We start from the raw sequence: 19,706 nt of genomic DNA on the forward strand, positions 1-19,706 counted from the left end.
TGGATTCGACGAAGGAGGGGAAGGAGAAAAACGAATCGGAGTGGAAGTCTTCCGGGGCGAGTGAGGCAAAAAATGATGCCCCGTTGGTGGGATCAACCGGGAGTCAAATGGCTGCTGTTACAGACAATCAGCAATCAGGTGATAACAATGGATTGGTATCGCTTGCACAGCGCTCCACTACTGTTGCTGTCCAAAAAAGTGACTCTTCTGGTTCTCAAGGCCAAGGCACAACCGACAACAAATTCCAAAAATATTTAAACACCACCCAGGCCCTGCACCAGATGGGGGTGATAGTGCCATCTTTGGAAACGTGACCTGGTAAACCAAGTACTGGAATCGCTACCCGTGCTGCTGGTGGTGTTTCAGTCCAAGCAGCGACCCGGCAATCGACTTCTACAAATGAAGATTTGTCGAATGTAATAACACAGCTTTATCATACCTCCACGTCCCAACTCGCTTACTTAAATGGCCAGATAGTTGTGATGGGCTCAGACCGGGTACCGAGTTTGTGGTATTGGGTCGTGGATGAGCGAACCACGTCCGGGAGGGCGACTTGATGAGCCCACACCGAGCTCAACTGGGGCACCGACAAGCAGAAGCAGTTTGTCGAAAACCAGTTGGGGTTTAAAGATGACTCAAATTCGGATTCCAAAAATTCGAATTTGAAGGCCCAAGGCCTCACCCAACCCGCCTACCTCATCGCCGGTCTTGACGTTGTGGCCGACCACCTCGTCTTTGCGGCCTTCAAAGCGGGGGCAGTGGGGTATGATATGACGACTGATTCGAACGCTTCCACCAAAGACCAAGTGCTCGCCTGGTCGACCACGGCCGGATTGGACAGTGATGGGGGGTACAAGGCCTTGGTGGAAAACACGGCCGGATTGAACGGACCGATTAATGGCTTGTTTACCCTGTTAGACACCTTTGCCTATGTGACCCCGGTGAGTGGGATGAAAGGGGGGAGTAAGAATACGGAGGCAGTGCAAACCAAGTATCCCGTTAAGGATGATAGTAAGGCGAGTGCCAAAATTGCTTCCTTAATTAATGCCAGTCCACTCAACAGTTATGGGGATGATGGCGTGACCGTGTTTGATGCCCTGGGCCTTAACTTTAACTTTAAGTTGGACGAGGCGCGCTTGCCATCGCGCACCGACCAACTGCTTGTGTATGGGATTGTAAACGAAAGTGAACTGAAGTCCGCGCGCGAAAATGCCCAGTCGACATCCGATGATAATTCAAACACCAAAGTCAAGTGAACCAACACCGCCTCGCACTACCTCCCCGTGCCGTATTACTACAGTGCCAATTTCCCCGAAGCGGGTAACAGGAGAAGAGCGGAGCAGCGGAATGGGGTGATAACAATAAAAAAAGCCATCTACCCAGAGGTAAGAGGCAGACAGCTCCAAAATATTTTTGACGATTGGAAAACTAACAAAAGCCGTTAGTTTGATGTAGAGGCAAAACTATGAATTCACTAAATTTATTTAAATCAGCGGGAGCAGGCTCGTTTTTTCAACACAAGTCACTCTGCCTGCTCCCACTAAATAAATTGAGACAGATTTTCAAAGTAGCCAAAGAGTTTGAATATTTTTGCAATTTGGGTTTTTAATACCTTCTAACTATTAATAGGAACTTTTCTTATTAATAAGAACTTTTTTGAAAAAAGTTTTGAAGTTGTTTTGGTGTCTTTACTAACTTTAAGCAATTTAGTTAGTGTAAGCACAAAGACTCGTTATGTGTAATGTTTTTATTAATTTAGCAAAACAGCTGAACTTAGTTGGCAGCAGTGCTGCAAGTTTTAGTGACTTTTCAAACCTTGCAAAGAAAGGAGGTATTACTTAATGAAAGAGAAAATTCCGTTTTATAACGAAAAAGAATTCCATGACATGGTGAAAAAGACCAAAAAGGGCACTTTTTCAGGTTGATACATCATTAATCCAGAAAACAACAGTGTGGAATTCTCTGGCAAATTCAACAGACAATTTAAACTTAACAAACCGGTTATACCAGTGAACACGGAATACGTAACGCGTAAAGAGTTCAACGAGTACAAAAACTCAAACAACCAACGACTTACAAAGATTGAAACCACTTTGGCCGCCCAAGGTGAACAAATCAACAAATTGACTCAAACTGTTGAAAAACAGGGCGAGCAAATCAATCAATTAGTTCAAGTTGTGCTTCTTCACGGCGAGCAAATTAACAAACTGACTCAAACTGTTGAAAAACAGGGCGAGCAAATTAGAGAACTTCAAGTAGAGCAAAAATTTCAGGGTGAACAAATAAAAGCTCAAGGAAAAACGCTTAAGTCGATCCTACAAGCGCTTGGAGGAATAAATAAACGCTTGGACAAAATTGATCCACCTAAATAGTTTTTGGGATAATAACAAAAGTGCCAGCAGTTAATCTTAAAGATTAATTGCTGGTATTTTCATTCATTTGAAATGAACAAAAAAGCCATCCTATCAAAGGTGAAAGATGGACGGCTAATGAATTGAAATCAATTACTTAATTAAATATTCCAAGTAAATAAAGAGATTAATATTTGATGAGTAGCCTTCTGTATTATTAGCAAAGGTACTTAAAAATTTGTTCACACTTTTTTGACTAACATCATCTTTGCCTTTTAACGAAAATTTAAGTGAAGCGCTAAACTCAATTCACTCTAAATTTCTTGTAGTTTCTTTCCCACCAATAGTTGTAGAGTTGTCTTCTTCAGTTTTAAAGTTTGCAATTGTAAATGATTTTTTGGCATCAGGTTTGATTTTAAGGAAAAGATCAAAATAATGCTTATCACCTTTCTTAGCAGTGAAACCACCTGAAGAATAATCTCCAAATCAATTAAAGGTATAGCTTAACTTATCCTCAACTGACAAATCCTTAAAACTTTGGTATGTCATCTGGAAATGTTCAATCTTTCGCTCCATCGTAAAAGGATCCTTGCTTGCGGGATAAATTACATCGTCAAAATCAAAATCTGGAATACCTAATTTACCCTCTTCAAAAATCTGTTTTCAAGCATCTAACAACAATTTTGTTGTATCTCTCGGATTAACTTCGTAAGACTTTTTTAAAGAAGCTATTATGTTCTTTTTGCCTTCTTTAGTTTTAATTGCTTTAGACAAATCAATGTCTTTACCAGTGGTTTCTTTAATAAGATTTCTAAGATCTGCTTGGATACCAGTGCAAGCACTTAACAATGTTCCACATAATAAAAATAGAGAACTAAAGGAAATCCTTGACAACAATCTCTTTTTGCGCATAAACAGTAAAAATAACTCTTTGATTTTGCTTTTTTTTGGAAAATCCTTTTGAATAAGAGGAAACTAATTGAAATTTCGGGTTTAACATTAGTTAAAAAAATGAAATTTCTAATTATTTATATAACAACTATCTACTGATAAACGTCTCGATCTGAGTAGTTCTAATAATTACCAATTGTTGGTATTTTTATTCATTTAATGCTTTCTAAAAACTTTTTTTTGCAATTTTGTTTGCACTTCTCAATAAGCCGGTCAATTTATTTAGTGGAGGAACAAAATGCAAATCTTTTATTTTTTGAATTGATCAGCAAAGCGTCTGATCCCTGTTGGCAACCGAGTTGCAAGTGTTAGTTATTTTTTAAAAAATCAAAAGAAAAAAGAAAGGAACATTTAAACATGAAAAAAGTTAAAGCATTAAGGAATCTTTTTCTAGAAAAAGCCAGTGAAAAACTTGAATACCCCAAAATTGCTTCAATGGTAGCTTACTTTGATCCAAAGGAAGATGATACTTGTGAATTCATTATGAAAATTAAAACTGTCAATGAAGTTGTTGACACTGAGACGACAAATAAAGAAAAGCCTTTAGGCACTTGAAAGAGTTAGTTGATTTTTTGGTCTAAAAAGACATAAATTTACCAACGGTAAGTGTTAAAACTTGCTGTTGGTATTTTTATTTCTCCCCCACGCTTTCCCGTTTCTCCACCGGGTTCAACCTCGCGGGGGCACTCCTTGACCAGGTGTTGGATTATATTCCCTGGATTGGGAATGGGTACAGGTATGGGAATGGATATAAGGGGGTCGCTGGAGCGGGTCACAGCGCCACCAACGGCTCGCCGGCGGGCAACACAAGTTCCACCACGCAGTCCAATGATGTTGCACCCACTTTTAGCAATGTCGGCGTTGGTCTCAAAGCGAATGTCCAGGGCACGCTTGGTGACAGTCAGACGACGACTGTGGGTGGCCATCAATGACCCACCCTCGACCCAGCCAACCTCCAGCTCTGAACCGGCGCGGGGTGAAGGAATGATTCAAAGACGCAAAATAATACTACGACCAACGAAAACCACACCAAGTTCGCGAGTGCTACGGGCAGTGGTCAGCAGCAGGGTTCCACAACAACTACCTCCGCCGGCAACCCCGACTCGTTAAAGCAGGATAAGGCTGATAAAAGTGGTAATTCGATCAGTGTTCAAGAAGCCACATCGGGCGACAACTTGACCAACTACACCAACCTCCCCCCCCAACCTCACCCCCACATCCGACTGACCGAACGCTTTGAGCTTCACCAACAAGAACAACGCCCAGCGCGCCCAGCTGTTACTCCGCGGCCTGTTGGGCAGCATCCCGGTGTTGGTGAATAATTAATTTAAGGTCAAATAAAGCAATAAAAAAAGGATCCAAACAGATCCTTTTTCAAATAGAACGCTGCCAATAAGCCATGTTCTGTTTTAAAGTCAGTTATTTATCTACAGTAATCCTGTCATTACTTTAATTATTTTTCTTAAAGTAACATTCCCTTACCAAAATTTAGGTTTCTTGCTTGTGGAGTTTACCGCGTTTCATACTTAGTTTTCACTAAGCTCGTCTCTGTGGTACTTTACGGACATCATCATAGTCAAAGACCTTAGACTAGTCCAGTCGTGACGTCTATTAGCGTCCTAAATCTTATTTGTTCAATTTACACAAACACTACTTGCGTTCCAGCAAGTGCAAGCATGGACTTTCCTCTACTCATTGAGCAGCAACTGACCGACAGCGGCTAAAATTATAATTTGAGCGTTGGGGATGTAGAGGTTTTGACATAATGTTGAAAGGAAAACAGTGGCAGTGGGGTATGCCCCTTACAGCTCTAGGTATAATAACCGACAAAAATAACGACGAAGTTTTGGTAGATCCAATGTTGATCGCTAACCAACAAGCAAGTATCAACTACGCTTTCGCTTAGAACATACTAAAGCTACACGAATTGAATCGCCATAGTTTGGTTCGTGTCACAGTTTATGGCTCGGGGTTAACTGGTTCAACTTAATCCTTAAATTATGAACTTATCGTTTACTTGTTTGTCTTATGATCTAAAGTAAGCGAGACATTAAAACATAAGACTAAACTGTAGAAGCTGTTTTACCAATCCTTTATGGAAACGGGTTCGATTCCCGTCATCTCCACCATTAACAACGCAAGTTGACCAAACCTTCCTTCGGGAAGGTTTTTTATTGCTTACGTTTGCGACAAAAAATGGCCTTAGCGCGTTGCTTGTTTCAGTTAAAGGCAAACAGTCCTAAAAAAGGCAATTCATACACCACAAGCGTAATACATAAAGCGGTGGCAAACGCTCCTAGTTGGTTTAAGCGCGAACTAAAAACGTTGTCTTTGTGAGAAATCCGAAAGAACAGTGACAGGTTAGGATTACTTTTTAGTTGCGTTGTCGTACGCGGGAAAAAGTGTTGGTCCGATAACACCAAAAAGAGCAACATCAACGCAATTCAAAAGCAATAAGCGACCACACTAAAGTAAAAACCAGTACTAAAAATGACCCGTTCTCACTTAGTGATTTGACTCTTAATAAACAACGAAATTGCTCAGCGGTAACCCAAAAAGATCATTAAAAACAAGCTAAAGAGGCCCAACGCTAGAATGGCAATACCAAAGCTGCTAATCGAATACACAAAGTTAGCGTTAAAGATGTCAGCTGGCTTTTTGACATTTCAAAACAAGTAAAAACCACTAATGCCCTGGTTTTGATCGTTTAAGGTAAACTGCTCGGTGTGAAAGATACCCACCAAGAACATCACTGCTGTCACAAAAAAAGACAGCAAGAACAAAAAGTAAGCAGCGGTATCTAACAGACCAAAACGGCTGTAGAAGAGGTACTGACTGTGTTTGGAAGCAACTTCGTATTCAACGGTATTAATTTCGGTGAGTTTATCGTTGATCTTACTCATCCAACCACCGCCGCTAGCAACGTTCTTTTTCTTGTTAGTCTTAGAAGGCACGCGGAATCTTGGCTGATAACCACACACTCTTGTGGTCTTTAACTAACACCATGTCCTCAATGCGGATGCCACCAACACCAGGGATATAAATACCCGGTTCAATCGTAATGACAGCATTTTCACACAACAACTTGTTATAGGACGTTGATACGTTTGGCATTTCGTGAATGTCAAGTCCAACACCATGACCAGTGCTGTGAACAAAGTAATCTTTGAACTCCGATGCTTCAATAATGTCACGGCACACCTTGTCAACTTCCGCACCGGTGAGTTGGGTATTAGCAGCGTTAATGCCGGCCATATTGGCTTCATCAACCTTTTTATAGGCCTTGAGCAACACTTCATTATTAGGTTTTTTACCAACTAAGAAGGTGCGGGTAATATCGGAACAGTAACCGTTGTAAATGGTGCCAAAGTCACAGGTTACAAAATCACCTGATTTTACCTTTAACTTGGAAGGCTTGTGGTGTGGATTAGCACCGTTCTTACCAGTAGCTACAATAGGGTCAAACGAGTTTTTTGCCCCACCAGCTTTGACCAATTGGTCAGTAATCCACTGCGCAATGAACAACTCCGTCATGCCTGGTTGGATAAAGCGCTTGAGTTTTACCGCTACTTTGCGGGTAATTTCCACTACCTTTTCAATCGCTAAGATTTCACTCGGGAGCTTTTGTCGGCGAATTTCCTGGGCGTTAATGACCGTGTACTGCGCACACAACTTCTTAATGAAATTTTGGTAGTTAAAAGTGAGGTAATCCCCTTCAATCAAGAGGTGTTTCACACCCACTTGTTCACATAATGCCTTTACTTGTTTATAAGTGGTAAATAATTCCACTTTGACTAGGGGATCAATTGCCGTTTTAGCGGCTTCAAAGTAACGCCCGTCAATAAAGAGGTTAACCCTTTGCTTGTGAACCACTAACCAACCAGCACTGGAGGGAAAACCAGTAAGCCAAAAGCGGTTTTGGTCTGAGCCAATTAAGATGGCATCAGCTTTATTGTCTTGGAGCAGTTTGTGTAAAACTGCTAGCTTTTGTTGCAGTTCGTTATGCATTATTTTCGTTTTACTTCCTTGTGTACTACTACCTTGCGACAACGCGAACAAAACTTGTTGAGGGCAAGTTTTTCAGGGTTTTTCTTGACGTTTTTAAACGTTAGATAGTTAATTTCACGACAATCATTACATCCTAGCCGTGTGCTTCTCTTAACAGCCATAAAGTATATAGATTCTAATTATTTATTTTTATCGAGTAATAAACTGATCGAAAACGCATCTATTCCGGTATGCGCAATAATGGCACTTGTGATAAACGAGCTTTCGATTTCACGTTGTAAAGTGATTTTGTTAGTGTGGAGAAAATCCAAAATTAAAGCTTTAACTTCCTTGGCCTTAACTGGGGTAAAAGCATTGCAAAAACCAATCCGTTTGATCTTAAAGTTATCACCAAATTTTGATTTGACAAAGGTAAAGATTTTCTCCAATGCTTGGACAAAGGTAAAGGCCTTGCCGCTCAAAGTATTTACCCCTTTATCAAAGAAGATAATCGGTTTAACCCGTAAAAGTGTGGCAATAATTTTCTTTAATCCAGAAATGCGCCCACCTTTACGTAGCTGCACTAAGTTTTTTACAGTCACAGCTGTAAAAATACTTTGTTTGTGCTGATCAACCACTTCAGCAATTGCTTTAGTTGGGCAGTTAGTGTCAGTTAATGCCTTCACCTCTTGTACTAACCATTTCAGGGAAATGGCAATGTCACTTGTTTCCAAGACCACAAACTCTTTTTTGGGCGTACTGAGTGGCTTAACCGCTTGGACAATCATGTCATACGTACCACTCAAACCCTTACTGAGAGGTAAAAAAACAAAGCGATCGTACTTGTCTTTAATGGCTTCAATTAACTCAATTAAGTCAGCTTGGCGTGGTAGTGATGTGGAAATGTTTAACCCTTGGGGGTGTTCCTTCAACAACTGGTATACTCGATCATAGTCAATGTCCTTACCATCGCGGTAAGTGTCTTGACCGTTAATAATGACCTGTAAAGGTAACACGTAAACGTCTTGGATCTCTCCTTCCTTAATTGAGGCAGTCGAGTCAGTAATTATCGCGGTCTTCATGCGCTCTATTTGTCCTTATTTCGCTTTATATTATCTAGAAACTCCCCAATGTAATCAAAAAAAAGTTTGGGTGCATAGTAGTGGGGTGAATGTCCTACACCATCAATAATTTTGAAAATGATCGTTTCGCTGTGTTTAGCTAAGTATTCCACAGAAGCCTTTGTGGGGGTGACAATATCATTGGAACCGAGAACCACTAAGGTGGGTTTGTCCTTAATTGCGTTGTAACCCGCTTCGAGATAATCATTACCATACTTGGCGTTTTGCACCATGTCACTGTAAAGTGTTTTAAAGTTGACTCGCTTCTTAAAAGCACCAACAAAGAAGTTAACAATCGACTTCTTATCATCGGTGTGTTCTATGAAGTCCTGCTGGTTTTTAGGACTCCTGGTAAACAAGGTATCCAAGATCCGTTTTTTACTTACAACAAACGATGTTTGATTCATCGGTGCTACCAACACTAAGGCCTTAATGCGTTCACGCAATACAGCATTGACCAACACCGCAATCGCCCCGCCCATACTGTGCCCTACCAATACCACCTTTTTCAAGCGCTTTTGGATGATAAAGTCACACACCAATTCAACATAGTGTTTCAACTTCAATTCATCAACACTGTTACTCTGATTATTGCCGTGTCCCGGAAAATTAAAGGCAAAGAACGACCAGCGCTTTTTTTCAAACAGTTTAAACACGTGTTTAAAGCTGGAATACTCACTGCCAAAACCATGGAGAAAGATAAAGTTATGGCGCTTACGGTGTGGTTTAAAGGCAAAGATTGATTGAAAGGGATCGCTCTTACTGCTTGCCATTGATCTTAGCTAGGCGTTCAGCGTACGCTTGGATCCGTTCCTTTTTGGATAACTTGCCCAAAGCATCTTCCTTGTTTTCGATCACAATATCACGTTTTTTTAGCCGTGGTTTCTTTTCGGGTAGCACTGGAATTTCCTTTTCCACAATAATGACCTCTTTAACAGTTTCGTCTTGCTTTGTTTTAATTTCGTGGGTTTGACTCGAGTTGAGTTCGTTGAAGTATTGCAACTCGTGTACTAAGGCTAAGTTTTGTTGCAGTAAGCGTTGTTTTTCTAGCTGCACTTGGTTAAATTGTTCTAACAATTCATCGCTTACCGGTGGAGTTGCTTGGAGGTTATTGTAAGCAGCTTGGAGTTGGGTTAGCTCTGCATGGGTTTGACTTAAACTTTGGTGTGTGTTGTGTAACTTTTGCGCTAACTGTTGTTTTTCCAAATTGACCTGGTTTAAAACTTGCAACTCTTGCTTGAGCTTGTTGTGATTACTTTGTAACAACTCGTAAGCGGAGAGCAAGTCCTGGTACTGGGCGTTGGCCTCATTAAGGTTAGTAATTTGAATTTCGTTTAATTCTGCTTTGACCTTGTTGTAACTCTCTTGCAGTAACTCATGCTCCGCTTGGATTTGGGCTAAATTACTGTGTTCATGTTGCATTTGCTCTTTTTGTTGAGCATATTTGTCTTGCAACAAGTTATGCTCTGTATTGAGGTTCTCCCAGTTAGTCTTTACCCGGTTTAAATCATGCAACTCATTTTGAATGTTACTGCATTTATCAGTTAATTCCTCGTTGTTTTGCTTAAAGAGTGCTAACTGTTGGTGGGCAGCATCAAGTTCATTTTGTGCTTGATGGAATTGTTGCTGGGTGTGATTAGCTTCATCTTGCAATTTGTTGTAACTCTCTTGCAACAGCTCGTGCTGCGTTTGGAGCTGGGTTAAGTTTTCATCACTCTGTTGCAAGTGGTTTAACTGGGTTTCGCTAGCCATTAGTTTGTCAGTTAGGCTTTGGTTTTGTTGTTTGAAGGTAGCTAACTGTTCTTGGGTTAAGCTAAGGTCAAACTGGGTTTGTTCTAGCTGTTGCTTTGTGAGTGTTAGCGTTTTGCTGTCAAACGCAGTTTTTTCCTTGTGGGTAAATTCTAAAACATTTAGTTGGTTTTGTAGTTCACTGTTAGTAATACCCAAGGCATGGACGTTTTCCTCAGCTGCTTGTAAGCTTGCAAGTAAACTGCTGTTTTTTTGTTCTAGTACCACTTTTTGCTGTTCAAAACCTTGTGCTGCGAGACCTAACTCAAAGTTAGTGGCCTTAACTTGGTCTAACTCTTTTACTAAAGCTTCGTTGTGGCGTTGTAATTGTGCTAACTGTTCCTGGTGGTGTTGGTGTGCTAGGTGTTGTTCGTGTTCCAATTCCTTTAACTTAGCATCACTGTCAGCACGCATTAACTCATACTGCTTTAAAAGATTACGGTACTTGGTGTTTTCATCGTTTAACTTAGTTTCACGTAGCTGTTTAATTTCGGTTTTGAGGAAGTTGTTTTCACGCTCAATTAGGCTTAAGCGTTGGTTAGTTTGCTTTAAGCTAATTACTTCCGTTTCCAAACTGTTAATTTCACTGCGTAACGACGGAATTAAGGCCAGTTGTTCCTGGTGTTTTTTGGAATCAAACTTGTACTGTTCGATTTGGAGTGTTAAGCTGTGTTTGTCTTGTTGGAGTTGTTCAAGCTGTTTTTCCAAGACAAAGTTTAACTGGTTAGCTTCCGGTAGGTTGTTTTGTAAATGCTGTTTAAGCGTACGGTTTTCCTCTTCCAAACGTGCTAAGAGTAAGCTGTTGTTTTGGCTCTTAAACAGCTTTTGTTGCAGTTCATTCAACTCCTGAGTGAGGTTAGTATTTTGGTTTTGCAACAGTTCAATCCGTTCCTGTAACACCGGACTTTGGTCGTACTGAAGTGGCTTTGCTAACTGCTCTTCTAGCTGGATTTGTAAAGCAGCGTTGTGCTTCAAGGCCTTATCTAACTGTTCTTGGAGCAGGGTCATTTCAAAACTCACGGTAGGTTGTACTGGCACTACATCTTGAACAGGCAGTAGCTTGTATTCTTCCACACCCATGTAAGTTACAGGAGGTGTTTCTAGTTGAGCTTGGCGTAGTTCAATTTGGGCTTGCAATTGTTGTAACTGCACTTGTTTGGTGGCAATTTCCTTGTCTAAAACGGCACTTTGATGAGCGCTGTCTTCAGCGGGTTTTATAACCACTGTTTGGCTCAAAGCATTAGTTAAATTAGCCTTGTCCACCGTTGTAATCGAGAAGCTATGTTCAGCTGCAGGTGATGTCACAACAACAGGTGTAACTGGTGCAGACTCGTTGACTAATGTATGGGTGAGTGGTACTGTTACTAATTCATCGACTAACTGGGTTTGGTCAAGTGCAAAGTTAGTTGGTGCTGCTTTTGGTTGTAACGGTGCTGGAGTTACAGTGTGAGTTAAAACTGGCACTTCCACTAGTTCGTCAAGCAGTTGTGTTTGGTCTAACGGAACAGTTGTGGTAGTTGGTGCAACTGTGTCAAATACATGAGGTACCTTCATTTCCGGGTACACCAAAATGGCATTACTGTCAATCGGACTGCTAAAGGTCAAGCTAACAGTAGGATCAAGTGCTGCTTGGGGTAAAGCAGTTTGGGCTTGAACATCCTGTTCCACCATTTCGACATAGTCATCCAACAACATAGTTTCACTAACAGCTTTTGTGGCTGCTGGTTCTGTTGCCACACTAAACTGATGGGTATGGTTTGATGAAACTTGTTCTGATGCGTTTTTGATTTGTTGGGTTAGTTCAATGTATTCGTTGACAAGCACACTTTCATCGACTTGTTGGGTTGAAGGAGTATTAAAGACCTCTTCAAACAGTACTTCCTTAGTGGCAAAGGATATAGGTATTGGTGTTGTTTCTAACTCTTTGGTGTGCACGTATTCATCGACTAGTTGAGTTTCATCTAACTGGGGCTTGGTCGTTTGTTCGGTAATACTAGAGGGGGTAATTTCACAAAAACCAGCCTTAATTTCCTTTGTTAGTACTTCCTGGCCTTCTTGTTCTAAAAACTCCATTGTTAGATCAACGGTTTGCGGTTTATGAACTTGGAGTTGGTTAGCGAAGTGGTTTAACACATCAACATGGGGTTGGCTTTTGACCACACCCATATCTACCATAAAGTGAAAAAAATTGCGAATTGATTGTTCTTTCTCTAACTGATCTAATTCGCCAAAGAAACTACGTTCTACAATGTTACGTTCTAGGGGAACTGTTATTGTTTCCCTTGTTGGTTCTAGGGTAATGTTACGGGTTTTGGGCATGAGTTGCTTGAGCAAACTTTGTTCGTTTAAGTTTTCGTCAAAATCGTGGATACCTAGCTCTTTTTCTGCTGTCATGAATGGCACAGACCTCATCTAGTTAAGTATATTATCTTAGGTTTTTGCGACACCTCTTATCCGTGCATTTTTGGACTTGAAATAAAGAGTAATAGGTACAGCACTAAAACCAAAGCTTTCCCTAATCTTGTTCTCTAAAAAGCGCGCATAGGAAAAGTGGACAAACTTAGGGTCATTACAGAACAGTACAAAGTGCGGTGTTTGACTGTGAGTTTGCACCGCATAAGTTACCTGTAACCTCCCACCCTTAAACAGGGGTGCTTGGTTAAACAGTTGTGCTTGTTGGATGACATCGTTTAACAGGGAAGTTGAAATCTTTTTGGTGAGCTGTTCCTGGATAATTTGGAGCTGTTCAAAGATGGTATGTAAGCGCTTGTTGTTTTTGACACTAATAAAAACAATGGGAGCAAAGCTGAGGTGTTGAAACTGACTTTGTAACTGCTTTTTAAACTTAGCCATCGTGTTGCTGTCCTTCTGTACTAAGTCTCATTTGTTGACCAGAATAATCACCGGAATTAAAGCGGCTTGGGCTAATCCACCGATAATCTCGTCCTGTTCACTCAACGGTTTGGAACCATCAACCATTAACAGAATAATGTTGCTCCTAGCGATTGCTAACTGGGTTTTCCCATACGAGGCCGCTTCAATTCCGGGGGCTATTTTCCCCTTACGGCGAATCCCAGCCGTATCAATTAAAAGGTAGTTTTGCCCATTAACCCTTAAGGGAATATCAATTGCATCACGGGTAGTACCACTCTCATCGGACACTAACACCCGGTTTTGCTGCACCAGTTGGTTAATTAAAGAACTCTTGCCAACATTGGGTTTACCAATTACACAAAAGCGCACTTCGGGATTGGTTTCACTACTACCATGGTAAGGGGGGAGTTGGTTGTCCTTAACTAGTCGATCCATTAGGTTACCAATGCCAATGCCATGGCTAGCACTCACACAAACGGGTTGGCCAAACCCAAAGCTGTAGAACTGTTGTAGGTTGGGTTCATAAGCATCTGGTTTGAGGTTTTCTGATTTATTGACGACCAACAAAATCGGTTTGTCCTTAATCTTTTTCAATACCTTAGCTACATAAAAGTCATCACTGCTAATCTGTTCTTGGTAAGACACCAAGAAGATAATCGCATTAGCTTGACTTAAGGCTGCTCGAACTTGGACTTCAATTTGTTGTTGGAGCGGGGTCTTTTGGGAAATTAATCCCCCAGTATCAATAAAGGCAATTTGCCGCGTTAACCATTCACCAACACCATAAATGCGGTCCCTTGTGGTATTGGGCGTATCGGAAATAATCGCGTAGGGTTTTTGGATTAAGCGATTGAACAAACTCGATTTGCCAACGTTAGGTCGGCCGATAATGGCAACAGTAAACACCTTAAAGTTTAAAAACTGTACGCGCTTGTTGCACCATTAACTCGACTACTTGCTGAAAAGTAAGGTTAGAACTGTCGATGTAAATCGCATCGGGGGCTTGCACTAAGGGATCAGCAGTTCTGGAAGTATCCACCGCATCACGGTGCTTAATTTCCGCTACTAGTTCCTGAAAGGCCTTGTCACTGTCATATGCTATGCCAAGATCTTGGGCGCGTCGTTGCGCTCTTATTTCCGGTTTAGCATCCAAGAAGTACTTTAACTGCGCGTCCTTCAATACAACGGTACCAATGTCGCGTCCATCCATCACAATGTTGGTGTTTTTAGCTAACGCTTGTTGGCGCAATACCGCCATCTTACGCACTTCGGGATTGGTTGCTAAATTGCTCGCTAGTTGGGCAATTTCCTGGTTTAGGATAACCTCTGAGATATCAGCGTTGTTATAAAACACCTTTTCGTGTTCAAAGCGCCAGTTAATTTGGTTAATCACCTTTAACAAAAGGTTGACATCCAAGCGGTTGACCTGCATCACGTAAGCGAAGGCCCGGTACATTTTGCCAGTGGAAAAGTACTCAAAACCGAGCTGTCGGGCCACTGTTTTAGCAACACTAGATTTACCAGAACTACTAGGACCGTCAATGGCAATTTGAAAATACATAAATTTAACTTAATGGGTGTAAGCAATTAAAGGGAAGTGAATAAGAGGGTTAGTAAAACAACCAAACCCACTAAACTACTAATAAAGAATACTAATAAACTGAGCAAAATCCGCTTAAATAACGGGTTGTAACTGCTCGCTAAGGGCTGGCTTAAATCAGTGGTGGTAAAGCTCACTTTTTCGTTAGTGAGTGCCATTAGTGCCTTATTATAGTTCCCCAATTGCACTACGAAAGTTTGCGTTTGCTGAATAAACTGTTGTTCGTTGTCCTCAAAAAAGCGCTTTAGGTTATCTATTTTATCCATCCCCCGGTCATCAGTAATCCAACTTTCATAACCAGTCGCGCTATCGTGGTGTTTAATTTGTAACCACAAGGCATCAGCTTGGGTGGCGATGGCTTGAAAATCCGATGTTTGGAAGTTGTTAATGAGAGTTTGCAGTGATTGTAAGACCTGATTGGGTTCACTTTTGCGTTTCACCGGATTAGCACTCAATTCACTAAAAGGCTGGTAGTGCGACAGAATTTTCGGGCTCAATTCGTCTAGTTCTACTTTTCAACTAGCGACCTGTTTTTGCGCTTTCAGTAACGCTTTTTGAACAGTCGTATTATTGTCATCGTTCTGGCGGTAAAAGCGAAACTTCTCTAAGCGTCCCATTGCTACAGTGCATTATGCACTACTGTTTGGATGTCATCATCCTCTTCACACGCATTTAAAAAGCGGTTTAAGAGGGTGTGTTGTTCGGCGTTAAGTTCCACCGTTAACAGCGGAATTAAGCGCAACTCACTCGCTTCAATCGTAAAACTGTTTTTAACGAGTAAATCCTTCAACGCAAAGTAACTCGGTGAATCGACCACTACTTCAAAGCTGTCATCATCTTCATTGAGATCTAACAAATTAATGTTGTTACTAATTAACAGTTCAATTAACTCGTCTTGGGTAAAGTTATTGTGTTTAACTAGCGCAATGCCCTTTTCCTCAAAGTTAATTTTAACACTGTTGGGCTTGGCTAGCTGTGCCTTTAATTTAGCAATGTAACCGTTTAAACTACTCAACAACCGGTTCGGATTATCGGTTAGACCAAAGACAATGATGCCAACACCATTGGGACCAAAGATCTCATAGCAAAACTCGCTTAGTTTTGTGGGATCCTTTTCACTGCCATGGATGTTGCGTTTAATTGAATCCGCACTTAAACCATGAGCTAACGCTAGTTCGACTGCCACCTTTAGCTGGGGGTTGGCATCAATGTTACTGCCACCTTTTTTGACAGCAGCAGCGATCCGCTTCGCTAACTTTTGTAGTTGCTTCGCGTTGGATTGTTGTTTTTTGTTTGTTTGACTGGCAATTAAATGCTTCCGCGGCATGAATTAAAACTCATTAGCAATTGCGTCCACTTGTTTAGCGAACATGTCCACTACTTCACTCTTACTTTTGTCCTTGTAAAGTAGCTTGGTACCATCAATGATTACACTAGCAAAACTAGCGACTCCAGCAAAACCAAACAGACCGCGTAGACTGTTGACATGATCGCCCCATGGGTATCAACCTAACGGTGCGCCTTGGGAACCCAAAACGACTACCTTGAGGTTACCCAACATTCCTGATGATGCGCCCTTAGTGACATACTTATCCTTAAAGGTTTTGTTTGCCACAAAGACATGGTCAATAAAGTTCTTTAACGTTGCGGGGTAGTTAAAGTTGGTCATTGGCGCCAAGATAATAACACCGTGCGCTGCTTTGAGCGCATCAATGTACTTATCGGAGTTTTCTACAGAAAAGAAAGTTCCAGCGTTTTGGGTGTTATAGGAAATTTGTCCCACTGGTAGTTCGTTGAGGTTCCAAGTGGAGAGCTCTACGTCCTTGTTTTTAGCTTGAAAGGTAGCTAAAAAGCGTTCTAACAATAAATGGGTGTAAGAACCACTAGGTGATACAGAAGCATCAATAATAATTACCTTCTTCATACTGAACTAATTGTTATTGTTTAAATTCTACTCAGCTTTAGTTAATTTAGCGATTAAATGATTGACTTCCGCTAATTTTTTTTGATATTCCTCTAACTTTAAAAGCTCCGCCTTAACTTTGTGCGGTGGTGCTTTTTTTAGAAAGGCAGGGTTAGTGTTAATCGCTTGACTACGTTGGACTTCCGCTAAATAAAAGCTCCGTTGTTTTTCTAAGTGGGCTAAGTTGTTGGCTGCATTGTCAACGATTTTGATTTGGAAGCCTGGAGTTTTGTTAACTTCTATCCTAAGATCGACCCAGTTAAAGTGGAAGTAGTTTTGCACTACAGGAGCAGCTTTACCACTTAAAACAACGGTTAAATTCTGGTTAGCTACTAGTTGGTTGTTGGCCTTGTAGTGGCGCAAGCTGGACACGGCTTCAACAACATCAGCAAACAGTTTCGGTGGTTTAACTGCTTTGGCAGTTGGCCAACTTGCTTGCATGACACTGCCACTGTGAAACTGTTGGTAGATCCGTTCCGCCAAGAAGGGAGTAACGGTACTTAGCATAACGACCGCCGTACTTAAAACAGTTTTAGCAGTTGTGTACAGCTGGGGTAAAAGTGCCGTGTCCTCTTGCTTAATCGTTTCAATGAAGGTATTGCAAAAATCATTTCAAATAAAGTTGACTAACGCTTGGTTGGCCAAAGCTAACTGGTACTTGTCTAATAACTTGGTGGTTTGGACAATGAGTTGTTTCAATTTAGCCCAGATCCAGCGCTCACTCAATGTAGAGGGTAAGTGAGTACTTGGTACAGTTTTGGCTTGTTCTCCTAACTGCAACACGTACTTGGTCACATTCCACAACTTGTTCAAGAAGTTAGCGGCACTCTTTAACTTCTGTTCGTTGAAGATTAAATCATCACCCGGAGTGTGATTGGAAGTTAAGAATAAGCGCGTGGCATCGGCCCCATAATCACGGATTAAGTCCATTGGGTTAATCCCGTTGTTTAGGGACTTGGACATTTTGCGGTTTTGGGCATCGCGGACTAGACCGTGAATTAACACTTGTTTAAAAGGTAACTGCTTGGTTTGAAAGTACGAGTTAAAGGTCATCCGTAAGACCCAAAAGAAGAGGATGTCATACCCGGTTACCAAAAGATCAGTTGGCACAAAGTGCTTGTTTTTGTGTCAGTCTAAACAAATTAACGGTCACAGTGATGAGGAAAATCAGGTATCGAGTACATCGGTGGACTGGGTGTAGTTTTGCTTATCAGTTGGTGCAGTACTGCCCACATGCAACGCACCACTTTGTTTATGTGTTCACACCGGAATAGGGTGACCCCAAATTAATTGGCGCGATATGCACCACGGTTTGAGCTGACTCAACCACCTTGTTACCTGTTTGTTAAAACGCTTGGGAATTAACTCGGGGTATTTCTTAATGGCGAGTGCTTTTTTGAGTTTCGGTAAATCGACAAACCACTGCTTGGATAATAACGGTTCTACGACCGTGTCACTGCGCTCGGAAAAACCAACGTTACTGGTTAGTGGCATAGTTTTCACTAGTAGTTTTTGCGTTTGTAAAAACTCGACTACCTGCTGACGTGCTGCACTTACGGTTAAACCAGTAAATTGCTTAGCGTGCTCATTTAACAAACCATTGTGGTCAATGCAACTTACAAACGGTAAACGGTACTTTTCGTTTAAGGCAAAGTCGTTAAAGTCATGGGCGGGGGTGCACTTCAACACACCGGTGCCAAACTTCTTGTCGACATAACTATCGGTGAACACTGGCATTAACGCACCAGTGAGCGGATTAACTACCTTTTGTTTGACAAAGCTGTGGTAGTGCTTGTCTTTGGGATGGACAAACAAACACACATCAACAAAGATCGTTTCTGGTCTAGTAGTTGCCACCACTAAACGTTTTTTGGGATTATTAGCTAACTTATAAGCAATGTAATACAGCTGTTGGTCAACTGGTTTATTAATGACTTCAATGTTCGAGATGGCAGTGTTTAGCTTGGTGTCCCAGTTAACCAAGGTTTCAGCTTGGTAGATAAAGCCCTGTTCAAACAACTGGATGAAACTATCGTTGACAATTTGACTCGCTTTTTTGGACAGGGTAAAGTTAACCTGGTTTCAGTTTAAGGATGCCCCTAAACTTTTGAGCTGACTTTGAATGGTGTCCCCTTGTGTTAAGGCCCAATCCATAATCATTTTGACCTTTTGTTTACGCGGCGCTTGGAAGTACTCGGGATTAGTTTCCCGTGCTAACTTTTCGTATTTGGTTTGCGTAGCAATCCCCGCATGGTCAAATCCGGGAATCCAGTTCACGCCATAACCCCGCAGTCGCTTAAAGCGCATAATTTGGTCAGTGATACTCACTTCAAAGGCATGACCAATGTGCAGCGTACCCGTTAAGTTTGGTGGGGGGAGAATGGCAGTGAAGGGTACCTTGTTTTTTTGTGGTTTAAAAAAACTAGCACTGCTTCAACTATCATAAAGACCAGTGCTCACTGTTTTGAAGTCGTATTGACCTTGAAAACTAAATTGCTTGTCCATCTGCTTTAAATAACTCAAAGATTTGTTTGTGCATTACTTGGAGGTTATACCCGGTTTTGGCACTAACAAATAAACACTTATTAGGATTGACTTTTAAAAAGTGTGCCAGTTTATTCTGGGTATGAAAGCGCTCGCTTTGGTTGAGCTTATCAAACTTATTGGCTATCACCAAAAAATTTAACCCCGTTTGGAGAATGGTTTTGACCACTTCCTGGTCCTGAACGGTCACTACACCGCTGTCAATCACTAGTACCACACCAGTTAAGTTTTGGCGAAAATTGAGGAACTGCGTTAATAAATTAGTAATTGCTTCCTTTTGCACTTTACTCAGTTTAGCAAAGCCATAACCTGGTAAATCGACAAAGCGTTTACGGTTGTATTCAAAGAAGTTTAACAGTTGTGTACGTCCCGGCGTCGCGGAAGTTTTAGCTAGCTTTTTTTGAAAAAAGGCATTAATGAGGCTTGATTTGCCGACATTACTCCGCCCCATAAAACAGACTTCCTTAACACTGTCTTGGGGACAACTCTCTAAGTCACTTGCACTTTTTAAAAAACGTGCCTCCATT

16 protein-coding genes, 2 other RNA genes and 2 pseudogenes are annotated in these 19,706 nt (G+C 41.3%); 5 read left to right on the top strand and 15 right to left on the bottom strand.

Annotated features, from left to right (window positions below; translation table 4 throughout):
* Window positions 1-407: 407 nt before the first annotated feature.
* Both F539_RS04480 and F539_RS02640 read left to right on the top strand, forming a co-directional pair.
* A pseudogene (locus F539_RS04480) lies at window positions 408-1,355 on the top strand (MgpC family cytadherence protein); the annotation flags it as partial.
* A gap of 486 nt (window positions 1,356-1,841) precedes the next feature.
* Window positions 1,842-2,372 carry a DUF16 domain-containing protein gene (locus F539_RS02640; RefSeq protein WP_014574992.1) on the top strand — a complete coding sequence of 177 codons (531 nt, stop codon included), beginning with the start codon at window positions 1,842-1,844 and terminating at the stop codon, window positions 2,370-2,372.
* A gap of 132 nt (window positions 2,373-2,504) precedes the next feature.
* On the opposite strand, the gene F539_RS02645 is transcribed toward F539_RS02640, so the two are convergent.
* A complete protein-coding gene (locus F539_RS02645) occupies window positions 2,505-3,263 on the bottom strand; it encodes a lipoprotein (RefSeq protein WP_026088318.1) in 759 nt (252 codons plus the stop codon).
* 396 nt (window positions 3,264-3,659) lie between these two features.
* Between F539_RS02645 and F539_RS02650 the strand changes: the two genes are divergently transcribed.
* Together F539_RS02650 and F539_RS02655 are read left to right on the top strand one after the other, a co-directional pair.
* Window positions 3,660-3,866 (top strand): hypothetical protein, encoded by a 207-nt coding sequence (locus tag F539_RS02650; RefSeq protein WP_014574994.1) that lies wholly within the window; start codon window positions 3,660-3,662, stop codon window positions 3,864-3,866.
* A gap of 137 nt (window positions 3,867-4,003) precedes the next feature.
* A pseudogene (locus F539_RS02655) lies at window positions 4,004-4,622 on the top strand (adhesin); the annotation flags it as partial.
* A 68-nt stretch (window positions 4,623-4,690) separates the two neighbouring features.
* Here the strand turns inward: F539_RS02655 and rnpB are convergent.
* Window positions 4,691-5,020, bottom strand: an RNA gene (rnpB, locus tag F539_RS04000) — RNase P RNA component class B.
* A 24-nt stretch (window positions 5,021-5,044) separates the two neighbouring features.
* Between rnpB and ssrA the strand changes: the two genes are divergently transcribed.
* Window positions 5,045-5,431: a transfer-messenger RNA gene (gene ssrA, locus F539_RS04005) on the top strand.
* Window positions 5,432-5,473: 42 nt separating this feature from the next.
* Here ssrA and F539_RS02660 read toward each other — a convergent pair.
* Genes F539_RS02660 through yihA form a run of 13 tightly spaced genes read right to left on the bottom strand, consistent with a single transcriptional unit; the run spans window position 5,474 to window position 19,705 of the window.
* Window positions 5,474-6,205, bottom strand: a complete 732-nt coding sequence (locus tag F539_RS02660; protein WP_010874825.1) for a hypothetical protein — start codon at window positions 6,203-6,205, stop codon at window positions 5,474-5,476.
* 40 nt (window positions 6,206-6,245) lie between these two features.
* Window positions 6,246-7,310, bottom strand: coding sequence for an aminopeptidase P family protein (locus F539_RS02665; RefSeq protein ID WP_014325558.1), 1,065 nt, complete (start codon window positions 7,308-7,310; stop codon window positions 6,246-6,248).
* The gene (rpmG, locus tag F539_RS02670; protein ID WP_010874827.1) at window positions 7,310-7,471 is read right to left on the bottom strand and encodes a 50S ribosomal protein L33; all 162 of its coding nucleotides are present in this window, start codon (window positions 7,469-7,471) and stop codon (window positions 7,310-7,312) included. Before rpmG ends, F539_RS02665 begins: the two co-directional genes overlap by 1 nt.
* Before the next feature lie 18 nt (window positions 7,472-7,489).
* Window positions 7,490-8,371, bottom strand: coding sequence for a DegV family protein (locus F539_RS02675; protein WP_010874828.1), 882 nt, complete (start codon window positions 8,369-8,371; stop codon window positions 7,490-7,492).
* Between the two features lie 5 nt (window positions 8,372-8,376).
* Window positions 8,377-9,183, bottom strand: a complete 807-nt coding sequence (locus F539_RS02680; RefSeq protein ID WP_010874829.1) for an alpha/beta fold hydrolase — start codon at window positions 9,181-9,183, stop codon at window positions 8,377-8,379.
* On the bottom strand, window positions 9,170-12,592 hold the full coding sequence (locus F539_RS02685) for an MG328/MPN474 family protein (protein ID WP_014574996.1): 3,423 nt from the start codon (window positions 12,590-12,592) through the stop codon (window positions 9,170-9,172). The genes F539_RS02680 and F539_RS02685 overlap by 14 nt, the downstream gene beginning before the upstream one ends.
* A gap of 36 nt (window positions 12,593-12,628) precedes the next feature.
* Entirely contained in the window at window positions 12,629-13,978 is a 1,350-nt protein-coding gene (gene der / locus F539_RS02690; protein ID WP_010874831.1) for a ribosome biogenesis GTPase Der, read from the bottom strand.
* 1 nt (window position 13,979) lies between these two features.
* Window positions 13,980-14,633 carry a (d)CMP kinase gene (gene cmk / locus F539_RS02695; RefSeq protein WP_010874832.1) on the bottom strand — a complete coding sequence of 218 codons (654 nt, stop codon included), beginning with the start codon at window positions 14,631-14,633 and terminating at the stop codon, window positions 13,980-13,982.
* Window positions 14,634-14,659: 26 nt separating this feature from the next.
* Window positions 14,660-15,289, bottom strand: a complete 630-nt coding sequence (locus F539_RS02700) for an MPN477 family protein (protein WP_010874833.1) — start codon at window positions 15,287-15,289, stop codon at window positions 14,660-14,662.
* Window positions 15,290-15,291: 2 nt separating this feature from the next.
* Window positions 15,292-15,999, bottom strand: coding sequence for a YebC/PmpR family DNA-binding transcriptional regulator (locus F539_RS02705; RefSeq protein WP_010874834.1), 708 nt, complete (start codon window positions 15,997-15,999; stop codon window positions 15,292-15,294).
* A 3-nt stretch (window positions 16,000-16,002) separates the two neighbouring features.
* On the bottom strand, window positions 16,003-16,596 hold the full coding sequence (locus tag F539_RS02710; protein WP_010874835.1) for an FMN-dependent NADH-azoreductase: 594 nt from the start codon (window positions 16,594-16,596) through the stop codon (window positions 16,003-16,005).
* 27 nt (window positions 16,597-16,623) lie between these two features.
* Window positions 16,624-19,140, bottom strand: a complete 2,517-nt coding sequence (gene valS, locus F539_RS02715; protein WP_014325560.1) for a valine--tRNA ligase — start codon at window positions 19,138-19,140, stop codon at window positions 16,624-16,626.
* Window positions 19,124-19,705, bottom strand: coding sequence for a ribosome biogenesis GTP-binding protein YihA/YsxC (gene yihA, locus F539_RS02720; protein ID WP_010874837.1), 582 nt, complete (start codon window positions 19,703-19,705; stop codon window positions 19,124-19,126). Before yihA ends, valS begins: the two co-directional genes overlap by 17 nt.
* Window position 19,706 lies beyond the last annotated feature (1 nt).

Source organism: Mycoplasmoides pneumoniae FH (genome assembly GCF_001272835.1).
In the GTDB taxonomy this organism is placed as follows: Bacteria; Bacillota_I; Bacilli_A; order Mycoplasmatales; family Mycoplasmoidaceae; genus Mycoplasmoides; species Mycoplasmoides pneumoniae.